Source organism: Streptomyces sp. NPDC031365, from assembly GCF_055569765.1.
Genome location: NZ_JBVIIM010000001.1, coordinates 1 through 16,496, shown reverse-complemented (window position 1 = coordinate 16,496; position 16,496 = coordinate 1). Strand labels below are relative to the sequence as shown.

The following is a 16,496-nucleotide window of genomic DNA, read 5'->3' as shown; positions in this document are numbered from 1 at the left end:
TCGGGCCGCTCCCCAGTGTCGCCCATCAGGCAGAGTGATGAACACGGGGGCGGTCCGAGGTCCGTTTCCGGCCGTGGAGCAGGTCATTGGCCATCAGGCCTATACCCAGCAAAGTTCGGTACCATATACCCGCCAGGGGTATATATCAGCCACCATCACCGCAGGAGGACGCGATGACGACCACCGAAACCGGCGCGAACGCACCCTCCTCCCCGGATGCGATGGATGCGACGGACGTCGCGAACGTCACGGAATCGACGGACACCGGGGACATCGGAGAGGTCGTGACCGATCACGACCGCGGCGTCCACGGCTACCACAAGCAGAAGCAGGAACACCTCAAACGCCTGCGCCGCATCGAGGGCCAGATCCGTGGACTGCAGCGGATGGTCGACGAGGACGTCTACTGCATCGACATACTCACCCAGGTGTCCGCCTCCACCAAGGCCCTGCAGTCGTTCGCGCTGCAACTGCTGGAGGAGCACCTGCGCCACTGCGTCGCCGACGCCGCCGTGAAGGGCGGCGACGAGATCGACGCGAAGGTCAAGGAGGCGACCCAGGCCATCGCCCGCATGCTGCGCACCTGAGCCGACCGGCTGTCTCAGTCCTCCGCGGACTCCGTCCTGGCCTCGGCCACCCGCAGCACCTCGTCGATGCTCTCCAGGCTGAGCCGGTCCTCGGCGGCGGATGCGGCGATGATCAGGTCCCCGCACAGCTCGATCTCGGCGAGTGCCACGCGGTCCTGAACCGTCCCGCTCCCGAGCGGAGCCACGCGCCTCACCTCATCTCCGTCGTCACCGACTTCCTAGAGTAGGGAGCGTCGTACGCACCGCGCATGGCACGGAAGGGCTAGTTCGCGCCGGTCACTCCGGGCTGCTCACTCCTCGGCGATGCGGCCGGCGTAGATGTCCTCGGCCTCGGGCAGCCGTACGTCGGCCGGGAACCCGAACTCGTACAGCAGTGTCGTCGAGGCGACCGCGACGGGCTCGTCCTGCCCGCCGTTGACGAAACTGAACCGGTGCCGGACCTTGCGGATCCGCCCCTGGTCGTCGAGGTAGGCGTCGAACGGCACCCGGGCGGTGGCGAACCCTTTCGCCGCCGCGTCCAGCGGTCCCCGGTTCGCGTCCGAGGCCGCCCGCGCGGCCTCCTTCAGGTCGGCGGTTCCCCGGTAGTGGCGCACCTTCGTCCCCGCGACCTCGGTCCGCCCGACGAACGTCGCCGACCGCGTCCCGCGCAGCACCTCGGCGGCGGCGAACGGATCGGTGGCCCCACCGGTGACGAGGTTCCCGTCGGACAGCGTCCCGGTGTCCACCCGCACCCACTTGTCGGCGGGCACCCCGGCACCCCTGTTCTTCATGAACAGAGCTCCGGGAGCGAGCAGTTCGGTGATGGGTCGCCGTACGGTGCCCCCCGCGGGATCCTGCGGCAGCAGCACCTTCAGCCGCCCGAGCCGCCTGCGGTAGTCGTAGACCCCCTCGCCCCGGATGGTGACCCGGGTCCCGCCGGTGGCCATCTCCAGGGACGTACGCGCCTTGGAACTCCCGGCGTCCACGAGCACCCCGGCGGCCTCCCGCAACGCCTGCACCGGATCCCCGGCGGGCGCCCCCTGGGCCAGGGCATCACCGCGCGCGCAGCCCACACCCCCGAACCCCAGACAGCACACGACCCCGACCACAGCCACCCCACCACGCATCCGCCTGTGCCGCCGTCGTCGAGTCATGCCTGCCTACCCCCGCTCCGTCCCACACGGGCCGCTCCGTCGACGGGGTCAACGACCGGTAAGGAGCCCCGTCACGCCGGCACTCCGGGCGCTACCGTGGTCGGGTGCCTGACGAGGACGACGAGCCGGCCCCCGGCCGACACACCACGACCACCACCGAACAGGGCCGCTTCTGCACGGCCCGCTGCACCTGTGGCTGGAAGGGCCCCGCCAGAAGGGCCAGAAGCCAGGCAAGAAAAGACGCTCAACTCCACACCCCCGGGTGACACACCGCACCCCGCCCACCTCGGGCAGTCGTGCCTCCCCCAGTGCCTCGAGCGCCTGGGAGGTACCCCCAGGGCGGCACGGGCGGGCACGGGAGGGCACGGGGAGTCTCCCCCGATCGAGCGAGGCCGAGCGGGGGCAGGCACCGCGCTGTCGCCGGGGCGGGCGACACCTCCCGCCCGGCCCCGGCACACCGAAAAGGACTTCCCGGGAACCCGAACGGCCCGCCCGGACACCCGAACGGCCCGCCCGGACACCCGAACGGCCCGCCCGGACACCCGGACGGGCCGTCAGACACTTCTGCGAGAACGACGAGATCACGCCGCCAGATCCCGCTCGTCCGGATCGGCCCCACTGCCCGCCGACCCGTTCCGCGCTCCGTACCCCGTCCGCCCCCGTTCGTGCCGCCTCTGAGCGGCAATCAGCCACCCGCCCCGCGGCGACCGCTCGATCGCCCGCATCAGCGGGGTCAGCAGAGCCATGGCGAGCGGCGACAGCAGCAGGGCGACGGCCGTACCGAGGGCGAGACCGCCCACGACGTCCGTCGGATAGTGCACGCCCATGTAGACCCGGATGAACCCGCCCAGCAGCCCGAACACCAGGCCGATGATCCCGAGCCGCCGGTTGGCCAGGAACAGCCCCACCGCCAGCGCCATGCAGAGCGTCGCGTGGTCGCTGACGAACGAGTAGTCGGTCTTGCCGTCGACCAGGACCTCGAGCCCCTCGTGGTCGTTGAAGGGCCGGGGCCGCTCCACGAAGCCTCGTATCGGCACGTTCACCAGCACCGCGACGCCCGCCGCCAGCGGGGCCCACACGAGGGCCGCCACGGTCGGGGCCGCGTCCTCGCCGCCCCGCTGCCTGACGCCCCACCAGCACCACACCAGCATCCCCAACAGGGCGAACAGGATGCCGAACTCACCCACGAACTCCATGGTGTGGTCGAACCACGGCGGCGCGTCCTTGGCGAGGCCGTTGATGTCATAGAGCAGGTCGACGTCGGGGTTCGACCCGGAATCGGCGAGTCCAGCCATGGTGCTGCGGCCCCTTCGTCATATCTCCCGGCGCGCAGTGCGCACGCCGCCTTCAACCACCCCCGTGGTCCGTAGATCCGCTCATCGGCTCGGCTACGACAACAGGAACGCACGGTCCCCGTTGATACGTTCCACGCTCCACCGAATGATCACGCAGACGTTATCGAAGAGAGATGCATCTCCGCAGCTCAGGGGGAGGGTTAACGCTCCGCTCACACCGTCGTGGGGAGTGCTTTCGCGCCATCTTCGGTGACACGGGTGGCACCAAAGTAATCAGGAGTGTCGATCGGGTCGAATCGGATCACGGCACCCGTGCGGGGCGCGTCGATCATGTACCCGCCGCCGACATAGATGCCCACATGCCGGATGGCCCGTGAATTGGTGAGGTCGTCCGAGAAGAACACCAGATCACCGGGGAGCAGCTCCTCCCGCTTCGGATGCGGCCCCGCGTTGTACTGGTCGTTCGCCACGCGCGGCAGCGTGATCCCCACACTCTCGTACGCCGCCTTGGTCAGCCCCGAGCAGTCGAAGCGTCCGCCCTGCTCAGGGGTGCCGTTGCCGCCCCAGAGATACAGGGTCCCGAGCTTCTTCTGCGCGTACGCGATGGCTCCCGCCGCCTGCTTCGACGGGTCGACCCGACCGACCGGCGCGGCGAAACTCTTCTCCAGAGCCCGGATGCGCTTGACGTAGTTCTGCGTCTCGCTGATCGCGGGAACCCCGCCCGACCTGATGACCCGGTATGCCCCCGCGTTGTAGGCGGCGAGCATGTTGTTCGTCACGTCCCCGGGGACGCCCTTCACGTACTTCGCGAGTTCGCAGTCGTACGACGCCGCCGACGGAATCGCGTCATTCGGGTCCCAGATGTCACGGTCGCCGTCGCCGTCCCCGTCGATGCCATGGGCGGCCCAGGTGCCGGGAATGAACTGGGCGATACCGCGCGCGTCCGCGTGGCTGACGACGTCCGGATCCCACCCGCTCTCCTGGTAGAGCTGCGCGGCGAGCAACGCCGGGTTGATGGCCGGGCAGAGGTTGCCCCACTTCTGAACGAGCGTCTGGTACGCGGCGGGAACCGACCCCTTGGCGAGTGCCTTGCCCGCACCGCCCACACCGTTGACGAGGTTGCCGGCGACGACGTAGACGCCGACGACGAGCAGCATGACGAAGCTCAGCCCCAGCCCGATGGCGGCGCCACCGGCCACCCATACCTTTCGCACGCTCCAACTCTCCCCTACCGCGCACCGGTTTATGGGTCATTTACCAGCCTGAAGGGCGTCCGTGTGAGCTACTTCGCGACAAACCCGCGGCAATCGACACTGGCGTACTGCTTCGGGCCCTGGACATGAAGGAAGAGCACGGTCCAGTTGCCGGGGTCGTTCTCGACCGGGATGGCGTCCGCGTACCTCTTGCCATCCTTGACCTCCTGGAAGTCGTCCGGGTACGTCAACCACACCCACGGAGCGGATGCCTCGTCGCGGAGGCCCTCGTACAGGTCGACCGGCTTGCTGGTGTAGCCGAGACTCAGGTTCTCGAACCGTGCGCCCTCGATCGGGCGGCCCGTGTCCGCGTCGATCGCGTGCGGCGGCTTGACGGCGACCGACACGTAGTACGACTCCCCGTCCTTGGGGACGACGTTCCCCAGACGGATTCCGATGCGCCCCTTGCCGGAGGTGTACGGCGCGTCGGAATCCGCATCGGCGACGGAGGCCTGGAAGTACTGGTTGCGCTCTTCGGCAGGCAGCTGACACGCCCCCTGACCGTCCGTCACATCGGCGTCCGGCGTCCAGTAGTCGCGGTTCGGATTCGTCGCCTCCACATAGGCGGGTGGCTGGACCTTCCGCTGCTCGCTGCCCTGCGGGGTGGGGGCCTTCGACGTGGCACCGGGCCGCGCGGCCCCGGTCGTCTCCTTGCCGTCCGCGCCCGCATCACCCTCGCCCCGGTCCGGCAGCAGGACGGCCGCCACCGTCACCGCTCCGACCGCGAGCCCCGCCGTCACCGCAATGAGCCAGGGCGCGGGACGGCGCCGCTTCGGCGGAGCCGGGGGACCCACCTGCGTGGGTGTGTACCCCGGCGTGCGCCCGGGCGCGTGTGTGGAGGCGGATGTCGGCAGGTCGTGCAGCCCCATGACCGGCGGGTGTACCGGCGGTGGTGAGACGGCCGCGGCCGCCGCCACCGGCAGCACCTCGGCCAAGCCGGCGAGTCCCGCGTAAAAGGGGTCCTCGACGAGAGCAGCCAGCACGCGGCACCGTGCGATGACCTCGGCGAGCTGCGGGCGCGCCGCCGGGTCCTTGGCCACACAGTGCTGGATCAGGCCGGCCAGTTCGGGCTCCACACCGGCGAGCTCGATCGGTTCGTGCACCGCGCGGTAGCTGACCGTGGCCGGTTCACCGAACCCGAACGGGGGCCTGCCCGTCGCCGCGTACGCGATCGTCGCCCCGAGCGCGAACACGTCGGCGGCGGCACCGACCTCATTGCGCATCAGCACCTCGGGCGCGGTGAAGCCGGGCGTGCCCGGAGCCGACCCCGCCTCGGTGAGTGCCGTCTGCCCGACTCCGCGGGCAATGCCGAAGTCGATGAGCTGCGGCCCCTGCGCGGCCAGGAGCACGTTCTGCGGCTTGAGGTCCCGGTGCGTGACCCCCTGCTCGTGCACGGCCGCGAGCCCTTCCGCCAGCGCCGCGAACAGGCGCCGGCAGGTTTCGGGCGGCATCGGCCCCCTCACCCCCACCGCCTTGCTCAGCGTCGGACCCGACACGTATTCGGTCGCCAGCCAGTAAGGGGCCGAGTCCAACGAGGCGTCGATCAGGTTCGCGGTGTACGCGCTGCGGACCAGACGCACGGTCTCCACCTCACGCCTGAACCGGGAGAGCGCCTCGGGGTGATCCGTGATCTCGTCACGGATCACCTTGATCGCCACCAGCCGGCCACCGGGCGACCGCCCGAGGTAGACCTGCCCCATCCCACCCGCGCCGAGGCGGGCCAACAGCATGTACGCGCCTATCTGCGCGGGATCCTGAGCCTTCAGTGCGTCCACGGAACGACCTTGCCACATAGCGCGGTTGACGTGGGACGGCCCGGTGATCACGGACCGGCCCAGCCGCACTCCGCCCACAGCACCTTCCCGCCCGACGCCCCCTCCGGTGCCCCCAGCAGCGACGCGCCCCAGGAGTCGGCGTACGCCCGTACGAGTGCCAGACCCCGTCCGCCCTCCGAGGCCCCGTGCGGCATCACACCGTGGACGAAGCCGGCACCCAGTCCCGAGGGGACGGTCGGATCCTTGTCCCACACGCCCACCCGGAGCTGCCCGGACACCGTCGGCCGGATGTGCAGCGCGTACGGGCCCCGGGTGTGCAGATGGGCGTTGGTCAGCAGTTCCGAGGCGAGCAGCTCGGCGGTGGGCGCGAGTTCACCGAGCTCGTACGCGGCCAGGACGGACCTCAGGGTGGAGCGGGCGATGCCCGGTGAGCGTGGATCACGCGAGAGGTGGAGGGTGTAGGACCAGGGCGGGGATACGGTGGACATGGAAGTCTCCGGTCAGTCGGGTCAGTTGGGGTATGGGCGTGCGAACAGAGACCCAGTGGCAGTGCCGAGCCGTCGATCGGTGCGCTTCTGGGTAGGGCGCCTGCAACCAAGCTAGCGGCAGTTCATGTAACCCTTTACATGAACTGCGTTGAAGCCCACACACTGCACCCGTACGAGTGACATGTACGACAAGGAGGCTGACCAGCCCGTGAGAAGCAATCCGACGGGTCGCCAGCTCCGCTTGGGCAGCGAACTGCGCAAACTCCGCGAGCGTGCAGGCCTGACAGCCGTCGAGGCAGGTCAACTCCTCGGCATCAAGCCGAACCAGATCAGCAACATGGAAGCGGGCCGAGCGGGCGTGAGCTCCGAACGCGTCCGCGCCATGGCCTGCCACTACGAATGCGCCGACAAGACCCTCGTTGAATCCCTCACCGGGATGACGGGCGAGCGCAGACGCGGCTGGTGGGAGGAGTACCGCGACCTCCTGCCACCCTCGCTACTGGATCTGGCCGAACTCGAACACCACGCCACCCACCTGCGCAGCGCCGTGACCGTCCACATCCCCGGGCTTCTCCAGACCATCGATCACGCCCGCTCGCTGTTCCACGAAGTCGTACCCGAACTCGCACCGCCCGACATCGAGCACCGCGCTTCGTTCCGCATCAAGCGTCAGACGGTGGTCTACCGCGACAACCCGACGCCATACCTGGCGCTCATTCACGAAGCGGCGCTCCGTATGCAGTTCGGTGGCCGGGCCATCGCCGGGGCGCAGCTGCGACACCTGCTCGACACCAGTGAGCGAGAGCACATCACCATCAAGGTGATTCCGTTCGCGTCCGGAGGCTTCCCGGGATCGGGGCAGTCGATCTTCTATTCACGTGGGCCGGTCCCCCAACTCGACACGGTTCACCTCGACCAGTCGCACGGCCCCGTCTTCCTCGATGCCGAGGCCCAGCTCAGCAAGTACCGCGCCGTCCTGGACCGGGTGGAATCCCGAGCCCTGGCACCCGAGAAATCGCGGGACCTCATCCACTCCATCGCCCAAGACCTCTGAAGGGACCCTGAATGCCCCAGCGCATCTGGCAGAAGTCGTCATACTGCGGCGAGGGCGACTCCTGCGTGCACGTAGCCGCGACCCCCCAGGCGATCCACATAACGGAGTCCGCCGACCCCAGCGGATCCATACTCACCACCGACCGTGCGGCCTTCCACAGCCTCCTCCTCGCCCTCAAGGAGCAGCCCCACCAGGCCGCCCACCGCCTGCCCCACATCCGCGTCACCGTCGGTGACGACGCAACCGTCCGACTCCAGGCTCCCGACGGCACCGCCACGGTCACCACCGACCACCCCCGCTGGTACGCCTTCGTACAAGGTGTCCGCGCCGGCGAGTTCGACCACTTCGTGGCGTAGAACCGCACGCCGAGTCACTCGAACGCCAGTCAGGAACCGTGCCGGGCGACCTCGTTGCCCGGCGTGACAGGTCGTGGTACACAGAGTGACGATACGACTCTTCACCCATCGGAGCGCGCCCCTGCCGGGGTCCGGCGCGCGCCGGTGGCAAGCTATTCCTACGAAACCCGCCAACGGATGACGCCAAGTCGACATACGACAGCGTCATTGTCGGCGACAATAGGACCTGACCTCTGCACCCCGCAGGGGAAGCGGAACTACCCATACAGGGGCGGTGACTTACGTGTTCTTCGCGGCCGACGAGGGAGACATCAACACCATTATCGGCGGGATCGCCCCGGACTGGGGCCCCTTCGGCAGCCTGGGCAACGAGGCCAAGATCATGATCGAGGTGGTCATGGCGGTCGCCATCCTGCTCTGCCTGGGCATCGCCATCTGGGGGGCGGCCAAACAGCGCATCGGCGCCACGGCGTTGAGGGACACGTTCAGTGCCGAACAGGGCAAGGGCCTCATCATCGCGGGGCTCACGGGCGTCTTCATCATCGGCTCGCTCGGCACGCTCTTCACCATCGTGTACGGCATGGCCGTCTAGGTTCCGCTCCATCTGTCCGACCGGGCACGCCCGGATCCCCTCCATCCCACCCGCCCGTCGTGCCCACCGGCTGAGGTTGCGTTTCCCTGATGTCCAGTCACCACACCGCGCGCGAACCGGAGCCCGCACGGCTACCGTCGTACGTGGAGTACCCGGAGTACGAGGTGTTTCCGCACGACGCTGAGGGGGCGTACGCGGCATGAGTCTCGGAGACGACACCGGTCAGACCCGCACCCGGCTGCCGGAAGGGGGCGGTGACCCGTACGGCGGCGGGCGCAGAGGCGCTCGTTCGTCGTCGCGCAGCCTTGTCACGGTGGTCGGCGTGGTGGTGCTCCTGATCGCCGCGATCGCCTTCGCGAACCGTGGAGGAGACGATTCCGCAGCGGACGAGGGCGGCTCCGGCGACTCCCCCAAGTCGGCGGCGACGGCCCCTTCGGGGGAGAAGCCGGTGGACGCGAAGGCAGCGGGCATCCCCTCGGGCTTCGCCCACGACCGCCAGGGGGCGGAGAGCGCGGCGGCGAACTACGCGGTGGTCCTCGTATCAGCCGACATCCTCAAACCCGCGCGGCGGACGGAGATCGTCCGGCAGGTCTTCATCGCGGACAAGCAGGCTGCCCTCGAGGACCGGTTCGACAAGGCGTACACCAAGGAGTTCTTGGACAACATCGGCCTCGACGAGAACGGCAATGCCGCAGCGGACAACACCTACGTCTCCCGCACCATGCCGATCGGCACCAAGGCCACAAGCTACTCGGACTCCGCCGCCACCGTCGAAGTCTGGTGCTCAGGGGTGTTCGGCACCGCCGGCGAGAACACAACCAATCCAGTCAGCAGCGACTGGTTCACGATGACCCTTCAACTGCGCTGGGCAGACGACGACTGGAAGATCGACAGCTTCTCGCAGAAGGACGGCCCCGCGCCCGTCCCCGGAGATGACAAGGCATCCACCGCTGAGGAAATGGCCAAGGCCGTCAAGGAGTACGGAGGCTTCACGTATGCCCGGTAGCCCGCGTCGCGTACTCAAGATCGCCACCGCTCTGACAGTCCTGCAAACCACGACACTGCTGCTGGCAACCAGTGCCACTGCGGCGCCCACGCCGACACCCACTCCGTCGGACGACAACTGCGACCTCATCGTCGGCCCCGCCAAGGACTACTGCGAAAAGGGCGAAGCCGGCTCCGGAGGCGCCACCACCCTCGACGACCCCTCCGCCACCCTCGACCCCCTCGCCTCCCTCGCCCAGGGCTGCGCCGACGCCGCCTCCTGGACGGTCAAGCAGCTCAGCGGAGCCGTCGAAAGCACCGCGAACGTCGACTTCACCAACGACACGTTCCTCCAGCAGTACGCCGTGGTCTTCGCCGCGTCGACGATCCTCACCCTCCTCCTCTGGCTGCTCGCGGTAGCCAAGCGCGCGGTGCGAGGCGTCCCCCTCGCGACCGCGCTCTCCGAGGCGATCGGCTTCCTCTGGCTGACGGTCCTCGCCTCCGCCTTCACCCCGCTGATCCTGTACACCATCGTCTCCGCCACCGACAGCATCACCGACGTGCTGGCGAAGGCGACCGGCGACCAGACGGACACGTTCTTCGGCACGTTCGCCGGCGCGCTCGAGAAGGGCGACGACATCGGCGGCGGCCCGATCATGCTGATCGTCGTCTCGCTCGTCTCCATCCTCGCCGCCGGCATCCTCTGGCTGGAGCTCGTCATCCGCGCCGCCCTGCTCTACGTCGGTGCCCTCCTCGGCACCGTCGTCTACGCGGGCCTGGTCGACAAGAACCTGTGGGGCCATGTCCGCCGCTGGGCAGGCATCATGATCGCGGTGATCCTCGTGAAACCCGTCATCGTGATCGTGCTCGGCCTCGCCGGCGCGCTCTCCGCCGACGACGGCCCCGACGCCTTCTCCGCCGTGGTCTCCGGACTGGCGATCATCCTGCTCGCCATCTTCGCCTCCGCGATGATCTACCGCTTCGTCCCCGGCTTCGGCGACGAGATCGCCGGCTCCCGCAACAACCGCATGATGCAGGGGGCCGAGAGCAAGGCCGCCGCCGTCATCAGCTCCCCGGCGACCCTGGTCGCCCAGGGCATCAAGACCCACAGCACCCGCGCCGACAACAACGGCGGCGGCCAGTCCTCCGGTGCCCGCCCCTCCAACCCCGCCTCCGGCGGAGTCGCCGCGCACAGCTCACGCACGTCGAACGGCGGCGGAAGCGTCCCCTCCGCCGCCCCCGCACCCCGCTCGGGCAACCCGGTGAACACCCCTCACGCCAGCAGCACCCGCAACAGCAGTACCAACAGCACGGGAGGTGAAGGGCGTTGACGACCGAGTCCCACCTGTCCCATCCGGTCACGCCCCGCCGTACGTATCTGATCGGCCGCGCCCGGCCGAACGCGATCGTCGGCCGTAATCGCGAGACCGGTGAGATCGCGCTGATCGTCGTGGGCGCGTTCCTCGGCATGATGTGCGGGCTCCTCGTCCCCGTCCTGTCCGTGCGGATCGTGCTGCTCGCGGGCCTGCCGATGCTGGCGCTGGCCGCGGTCTACGTGCCCTACAGGGGCCGCACCTTCTACAAGTGGTTCGAGATCAACCGCAGCTACAAGCGCAGCGTGCGCCGAGGCACCACCTACCGCTCCGGCGTCGTCGAGGCGGGCACCCGACTGGACGGGCGCGAGGTGGAGGTCGGGCCGCCGCCCGGGATCGGTCGGATCACCTGGCTCGCCGCGCCCTTCGGCCCGGACGAGATCGCCGTACTCCTGCACGCCGACCGCAAGACCGTCACCGCCGCGATCGAGATCGAGGGCCCGGGCGTCGGCCTGCGCGACTCCGAGGACCAGGAAGCCCTCGTCGACCGCTTCGGCACCCTGCTGAAGCACGTCGCCAACGGTGACGGCTTCGTGACCCGCATTCAAATGCTGGCCCGCACCCTGCCCGCCGACCCCGACGCGCACGCCAAGGACGTCTCCGTCCGCGGCAACGAGAAGTCACCGCCGTGGCTCCAGCAGTCGTACGAGCAGCTGCAGTCGATGGTGTCGACCAGCAGCGAGCAGCACCGCGCGTATCTCGTCGCCTGCATGCACTACAACCGCGAACTGGCAGCCGAGGCGAGCACCATGGCCCGTGCGATGCGCAGCCAGGGCGGCGGCAAGGTGGACCGGGACGCGGGACTCGCCGTCGTCATGGCCCGTGAGCTGACCGACATCTGCTCCCGGCTCCAGGAGGCCGACATCCGCGTACGGCAGCCGCTCGGCCAGAGCAGACTGTCCTCGCTGATCCACTCCATGTACGACCCGGACCACGCGATCGACCACATCCAGGCGATGACGCAGCGCAACGCCTGGCCGGCCGAGCTGGACGCCATGGAGCCCACCTACCTCCAGGCCAAGACCCGCGAGTCCACCACCCGCGCCCCCTGGTGCCACGCCACGGCCTGGGTGAAGGAGTGGCCGATGACCCCGGTGGGCGTCAACTTCCTCGCGCCGCTGCTCGTCCACACCCCGGACGTGATCCGCACGGTCGCCGTCACGATGGACCTCGAACCCACCGAGGTCGCCATCGAGCGGATGCTGACCGAGAAGACCAACGACGTGGCGGAGGCGTCCCGCGCCGCCAAGATGAACCGCACGGTCGACCCGCGTGACATGGCCGCCCACAGCCGCCTGGACCAGCGCGGCGAGGACCTCGCCAGCGGCGCCGCGGGCGTCAACCTCGTCGGCTACATCACCGTCTCCTCCCGCACACCCGAGGCCCTGGCCCGCGACAAGCGGACCATACGGGCGTCGGCCGGAAAGTCGTACCTGAAGCTGGAGTGGTGCGACCGCGAGCACCACCGCGCGTTCGTGAACACACTCCCGTTCGCCACCGGCATTCGAAGGTAGGGGCTGAGCCGATATGCGGGATCCGCTGTCCGTCGTCACCGACGCCTTCACGTCCTTCCTGTTCGGGAAGGTCGAGACCACGCGGCTGCCGGTGCGCACGTCCACGGGCCAGGCGCAGGCGGTCTATCTGCCGACCGCCGCGCCCGGCCTCGGCGACTCCGGCGTCATCATCGGCCGCGAGGTCTACTCCGGCAAGGGCTACATCTACGACCCCTTCCAGCTCTACGGGCAGCAGCTCCCCGCCCCGCACTGGCTGGTCCTCGGCGAGTCCGGCAACGGCAAGTCGGCGCTCGAGAAGACGTACGTCCTGCGGCAGCTGCGCTTCCGCGACCGCCAGGTCGTCGTCCTGGACGCGCAGGGCGAGGACGGCGTCGGCGAATGGAACCTCGTCGCGCAGGAACTGGGGATCACCCCCATCCGGCTCGACCCGATGGCCGCCCTGGACCACGGCATCCGGCTCAACCCCCTCGACCCGTCGATCACCACGACCGGTCAGCTCGCGCTGCTGCGGACCATCATCGAGGTGGCGATGGGCCACGGCCTGGACGAACGCTCCGGCTTCGCCCTCAAGGTCGCGCACGCCTACGTCAACGAGACGATCGTCGAACGCCAGCCTGTCCTCTCCGACATCGTCGAGTGCCTGCGCCACCCCGAACCGGAGTCGGCGGAGGCGATGAACGTCGCCATAGACGACGTGAGGGCGTGGGGCCTGGACGTCGCCCTGGTCCTGGACCGCCTGGTCGACGGTGACCTGCGGGGCATGTTCGACGGCCCGACGACCGTCGGCATCGACCTCGACGCGCCGCTCATCGTCTTCGACCTGTCCCACATCGACCGCAACTCCATCGCCATGCCGATCCTCATGGCGATCGTCGGCGTGTGGCTGGAGCACACCTGGATCCGCCCCGACCGGAAGAAGCGCATCTTCCTGGTCGAGGAGGCCTGGCACATCATCAACAGCCCGTTCGTCGCGCAGCTGTTCCAGCGGCTGCTGAAGTTCGGGCGGCGGCTCGGCCTGTCGTTCGTCGCGGTCGTCCACCATCTGTCCGACGTGGTGGACGGGGCGGCGGCGAAGGAGGCGTCGGCCATCCTGAAGATGGCGTCCACCCGGACAATCTACGCCCAGAAGGCCGACGAGGCGAGGGCGACCGGCCGCGTCCTCGGCCTGCCCAGATGGGCGGTGGAGATCATCCCGACGCTCACCCCGGGCATCGCGGTATGGGACGTCAACGGCAACGTCCAGGTGGTCAAACACCTGATCACGGAGACCGAACGCCCCCTGGTCTTCACCGACCGCGCGATGACCCAGTCCTCCGCCGACCTGAACGACGACGCCCTCCACGCCGCCGAACTGGAGGCGGAGGAGCGAGCGGCCGCCTTCATGGAACAGCACGTCGGCGACTCCGAGTCGACGGTGGCGTAGGGGGACGGCGCGTGAGACCGCACGATCACCGTGAGCACGGCCGGGCGGGCGGCGGCCAGGGCGGTATCCCCGACGGGCTGCTGATCGGCGTACTCGCCTTCCTCCTCGGCCTGACCACGATGGTGTGGACGGCCACCGGCCTCGCGGGCCTCTTCGCCCACGGCCGGTGGCCCGCCGACGTCACCTTCACCCGCACCCCGGTGGCCGTGCGCCACCTCGTCGTCGAGCCGCGGAACCTCCCCGGCGCCTGGCCGGACACCCCGGAGGCCGCCCTCTCGGGCTACGGCCTCTTCTGGGGCCTGTTCATCGGCCAGGTGATGATCCTGATCGTCCTGGCCGTGTTCGTCCTGGGCACGGTGGCCCGCTGGAGAGCCGTGCGGGCCCGGCGGAGGGCGGAGCGGGCGGCGGGGGTACGAAAGCGGCAGCCGGAACCAGAACCGCGGGTCGCGGAAGAGCCGGAACCGGCGGCGCAAGCCGCACGAGCGCCGGATCCGGAACCGCACCCCGCACGAGCGCCGGAACCCGCGGCGAAGCAACCGCACGAGGTCCCGACCCCGAGAGTGCCCGAGCAGGCGGCGCCGGCGCCCGAAGAGCCCATGGCTGCCCTCGTATCCCACGGTGAACAGGCAGTCGGGTGGAGAACACACCGCGCCGGAGGCGTGGTGCACTACGGCCCCCCGGCCACCCGCCACACCGCGGCCACCCAAGCCGTACGCGACGCGGAGGGCCCCGTCCTCGTCCTCACGTCCCACCCCACCCTCTGGCACGACACCAAGGACGCCCGCGCGAAACTGGGCCCCGCCCACCTCTACGACCCCACCCACCTCTGCGACACCCCGGCCCGTCTCCACTGGTCCCCGACAGCCGGCTGCGAGGACAGACAGACAGCCACCGCCCGCGCGGCAGCACTCCTCACACCCGTCCGCCCCACCTCCCGCCTCGACCAGGCGGTCAGCGACACCGCCGAGACCCTGCTCCGCAGCTACGTACACGCCGCCGCCATCGACGGCCGTACCGTCCGTCACGTCCACCGCTGGTCCCAGGGCATCCAGGTGCACGACGCCGTACGCATCCTCCGCACCCACCCCAAGGCCGCGCCCGGCTCCGCCGGCGAACTCGAAGCAGCCCTCACCGCGCATCCGGACCGCCGGGACATGGCCCAGCAGTTGACCACCCGCGCCCTGTCCGCCCTCTCCACGCTCCATGTCCGCGAGGCCTGCACTCCCCACCGAAATGATGCCCTCGCCTTGGATTCCTTCATTGATGAAGGGGGCACGCTTTATGTTGTGGGCGAATCCATCGAGGATCCCCGCACCAGTCCGGGCGCGATGCCCCTGCTGACGGCGCTCGCCTCGCACGTGGTCGAGCACGGCCGGCGCATGGCCGAACGGTCATCCTCCGGTCGGCTCGACCCACCACTCACCCTCGTCCTGGACGATGTGGCGGCCGTGGCCCCGCTCCCCCAGCTTCCGGAACTCCTCAGCACCGGCACGGACCGGGGCATGCCCACCCTGGCCCTGCTCCGCTCCCGCGAACAGGCCCGCTCCCGCTGGCCCCACGCCGAACTACCGGCCTGACCCGGGCCGTTCGACGACCATCTCCCACTCCCGCTCATCCGGCTTGCCCGCCAACGGCACGGTCACCCCGCTCTCCACGAACCCCGTCCTGCGGTAGAAGCCCAGCGCCCGCGCGTTCTCCGGGTGCACGATGAGCCGCACGCGCTCCGCCCCACGCCCCCACGCCCACTCGAGCCCGGTGTCGAACAGCGCCTTGGTCAGCCCGCTCCCTCGATACCCGGGCGCCACATACACGCCCACCAGGTGCCCCTGCCGCCGCTCGACGGGAAACCCGGCCCAGTCCGTCGACCCGGCCTCCTCGATCAGCACGGCAACCGTGCCCACCCAGCTTCCGTCCCCCGCCTCGGCGACGAACTGCCGTGCTCCGCTGCCGCCCTCCGCACTCCTCGCCGTGCGTTCCCGCCAGAACGAGTCCGGCCGGGCCGCGGCCTCCTCGTAGGTCTCCAGGTAGGCGAGATGCGCGACCGGGTCCCGCAGCGCGGTGAGCCGCAACTCCTTCACCGCACTCCACTCCCCCGCCCGTACGGGCCGGATCACACAGTCTTCGAAGGGCACCGCACCGGCAGTCATGGCCGCCACCGTAGTACCGCGTTACCACCGCCTCATCCGGATTACGGACCCCGGTCCGACGTCCGCCGCCCCCGCACGGACGAGCATCGAAGCATGATCACGGCTCAGGAACTCACCAAACGCTACGGCGACCGGACCGTCGTCACCGACCTGTCCTTCACCGTCCGCCCCGGCACCGTCACCGGCTTCCCCGGCCCGAACGGCGCGGGCAAGTCCACCACCCTGCGAATGATCCTCGGCCTGGACGCCCCCACCCGCGGCCACGCCACCGTCGGTGGCCGCCCCTATGCCGCACACTCCGCGCCCCTCACCGAGGTCCCCGGCCAGCACGCCTCGTACACGGTTCATGTTCCTCGGTACCCAGGTCTCGCCTCGGGCTTCCTCCAGACCCCATCTCACGATGACGCCCTTGCCTCCGGCTCGGGGTTACTGACCTTCAAAGCGTGGTGTCGTAGGGCTGACGCCTCATGATCCCTGCGGTATGCCGACCACATGAGGTATGCGCAAGGGGGCGGACTGACC

General features: G+C 69.6%; 16 protein-coding genes and 1 pseudogene. 10 read left to right on the top strand and 7 right to left on the bottom strand.

From position 1 onward, the window contains the following. The first annotated feature begins 173 nt into the window (after nt 1-173). Nucleotides 174-587, top strand: a complete 414-nt coding sequence (locus ACZ5C2_RS00085) for a metal-sensitive transcriptional regulator (protein ID WP_468784835.1) — start codon at nt 174-176, stop codon at nt 585-587. A 14-nt stretch (nt 588-601) separates the two neighbouring features. Here ACZ5C2_RS00085 and ACZ5C2_RS00080 read toward each other — a convergent pair whose 3' ends face one another. The 6 genes from ACZ5C2_RS00080 to ACZ5C2_RS00055 form a co-directional block, all read right to left on the bottom strand. Next, nucleotides 602-781 carry a hypothetical protein gene (locus ACZ5C2_RS00080; RefSeq protein WP_468784833.1) on the bottom strand — a complete coding sequence of 60 codons (180 nt, stop codon included), beginning with the start codon at nt 779-781 and terminating at the stop codon, nt 602-604. 96 nt (nt 782-877) lie between these two features. Then, entirely contained in the window at nt 878-1,720 is an 843-nt protein-coding gene (locus tag ACZ5C2_RS00075) for an SCO4651 family lipoprotein (protein ID WP_468784832.1), read from the bottom strand. A gap of 581 nt (nt 1,721-2,301) precedes the next feature. Beyond that, nucleotides 2,302-3,015: a phosphatase PAP2 family protein gene (locus ACZ5C2_RS00070; protein ID WP_468784830.1), complete on the bottom strand. Its 714-nt coding sequence runs from the start codon at nt 3,013-3,015 to the stop codon at nt 2,302-2,304. 212 nt (nt 3,016-3,227) lie between these two features. Next, nucleotides 3,228-4,229: a C40 family peptidase gene (locus ACZ5C2_RS00065; RefSeq protein WP_468784828.1), complete on the bottom strand. Its 1,002-nt coding sequence runs from the start codon at nt 4,227-4,229 to the stop codon at nt 3,228-3,230. Between the two features lie 68 nt (nt 4,230-4,297). After that, entirely contained in the window at nt 4,298-6,043 is a 1,746-nt protein-coding gene (locus ACZ5C2_RS00060; RefSeq protein ID WP_468784826.1) for a serine/threonine-protein kinase, read from the bottom strand. A gap of 47 nt (nt 6,044-6,090) precedes the next feature. Then, nucleotides 6,091-6,531: an ATP-binding protein gene (locus ACZ5C2_RS00055; protein ID WP_468784824.1), complete on the bottom strand. Its 441-nt coding sequence runs from the start codon at nt 6,529-6,531 to the stop codon at nt 6,091-6,093. Between the two features lie 181 nt (nt 6,532-6,712). On the opposite strand from ACZ5C2_RS00055, the gene ACZ5C2_RS00050 reads away from it, so the two are divergent. From ACZ5C2_RS00050 to ACZ5C2_RS00015, 8 genes are all read left to right on the top strand, one after another. Then, the gene (locus ACZ5C2_RS00050) at nt 6,713-7,585 is read left to right on the top strand and encodes a helix-turn-helix domain-containing protein (protein ID WP_468784822.1); all 873 of its coding nucleotides are present in this window, start codon (nt 6,713-6,715) and stop codon (nt 7,583-7,585) included. 11 nt (nt 7,586-7,596) lie between these two features. Beyond that, nucleotides 7,597-7,941, top strand: coding sequence for a DUF397 domain-containing protein (locus tag ACZ5C2_RS00045; protein WP_468784820.1), 345 nt, complete (start codon nt 7,597-7,599; stop codon nt 7,939-7,941). Between the two features lie 283 nt (nt 7,942-8,224). Beyond that, nucleotides 8,225-8,533 (top strand): hypothetical protein, encoded by a 309-nt coding sequence (locus ACZ5C2_RS00040; RefSeq protein WP_004929725.1) that lies wholly within the window; start codon nt 8,225-8,227, stop codon nt 8,531-8,533. Between the two features lie 199 nt (nt 8,534-8,732). Next, complete coding sequence (locus ACZ5C2_RS00035) at nt 8,733-9,539, top strand: DUF8175 domain-containg protein (RefSeq protein WP_468784818.1); 807 nt, start codon at nt 8,733-8,735, stop codon at nt 9,537-9,539. Continuing rightward, complete coding sequence (locus tag ACZ5C2_RS00030) at nt 9,529-10,848, top strand: hypothetical protein (RefSeq protein ID WP_468784816.1); 1,320 nt, start codon at nt 9,529-9,531, stop codon at nt 10,846-10,848. Before ACZ5C2_RS00035 ends, ACZ5C2_RS00030 begins: the two co-directional genes overlap by 11 nt. Continuing rightward, nucleotides 10,845-12,404 (top strand): SCO6880 family protein, encoded by a 1,560-nt coding sequence (locus ACZ5C2_RS00025; protein WP_468784814.1) that lies wholly within the window; start codon nt 10,845-10,847, stop codon nt 12,402-12,404. The genes ACZ5C2_RS00030 and ACZ5C2_RS00025 overlap by 4 nt, the downstream gene beginning before the upstream one ends. Before the next feature lie 13 nt (nt 12,405-12,417). Next, nucleotides 12,418-13,827 (top strand): ATP-binding protein, encoded by a 1,410-nt coding sequence (locus tag ACZ5C2_RS00020; RefSeq protein WP_468784812.1) that lies wholly within the window; start codon nt 12,418-12,420, stop codon nt 13,825-13,827. A gap of 11 nt (nt 13,828-13,838) precedes the next feature. Then, nucleotides 13,839-15,404 carry a TraM recognition domain-containing protein gene (locus ACZ5C2_RS00015; RefSeq protein WP_468784810.1) on the top strand — a complete coding sequence of 522 codons (1,566 nt, stop codon included), beginning with the start codon at nt 13,839-13,841 and terminating at the stop codon, nt 15,402-15,404. Here the strand turns inward: ACZ5C2_RS00015 and ACZ5C2_RS00010 are convergent. Next, nucleotides 15,393-15,974 (bottom strand): GNAT family N-acetyltransferase, encoded by a 582-nt coding sequence (locus tag ACZ5C2_RS00010; RefSeq protein WP_468784808.1) that lies wholly within the window; start codon nt 15,972-15,974, stop codon nt 15,393-15,395. The genes ACZ5C2_RS00015 and ACZ5C2_RS00010 overlap by 12 nt on opposite strands. A 93-nt stretch (nt 15,975-16,067) precedes the next feature. Here ACZ5C2_RS00010 and ACZ5C2_RS00005 point away from each other — a divergent pair. Then, a pseudogene (locus ACZ5C2_RS00005) lies at nt 16,068-16,331 on the top strand (ATP-binding cassette domain-containing protein); the annotation flags it as partial. Between the last annotated feature and the right edge of the window lie 165 nt (nt 16,332-16,496).

Coding starts and splice junctions, on each gene's coding strand:
- ACZ5C2_RS00085 (WP_468784835.1), top strand. CDS start 174: ATGACGACCACCGAAACCGGCGCGAACGCACCCTCCTCCCCGGATGCG.
- ACZ5C2_RS00075 (WP_468784832.1), bottom strand. CDS start 1,720: ATGACTCGACGACGGCGGCACAGGCGGATGCGTGGTGGGGTGGCTGTG.
- ACZ5C2_RS00070 (WP_468784830.1), bottom strand. CDS start 3,015: ATGGCTGGACTCGCCGATTCCGGGTCGAACCCCGACGTCGACCTGCTC.
- ACZ5C2_RS00055 (WP_468784824.1), bottom strand. CDS start 6,531: ATGTCCACCGTATCCCCGCCCTGGTCCTACACCCTCCACCTCTCGCGT.
- ACZ5C2_RS00050 (WP_468784822.1), top strand. CDS start 6,713: ATGTACGACAAGGAGGCTGACCAGCCCGTGAGAAGCAATCCGACGGGT.
- ACZ5C2_RS00045 (WP_468784820.1), top strand. CDS start 7,597: ATGCCCCAGCGCATCTGGCAGAAGTCGTCATACTGCGGCGAGGGCGAC.
- ACZ5C2_RS00035 (WP_468784818.1), top strand. CDS start 8,733: ATGAGTCTCGGAGACGACACCGGTCAGACCCGCACCCGGCTGCCGGAA.
- ACZ5C2_RS00030 (WP_468784816.1), top strand. CDS start 9,529: ATGCCCGGTAGCCCGCGTCGCGTACTCAAGATCGCCACCGCTCTGACA.
- ACZ5C2_RS00020 (WP_468784812.1), top strand. CDS start 12,418: ATGCGGGATCCGCTGTCCGTCGTCACCGACGCCTTCACGTCCTTCCTG.
- ACZ5C2_RS00010 (WP_468784808.1), bottom strand. CDS start 15,974: ATGACTGCCGGTGCGGTGCCCTTCGAAGACTGTGTGATCCGGCCCGTA.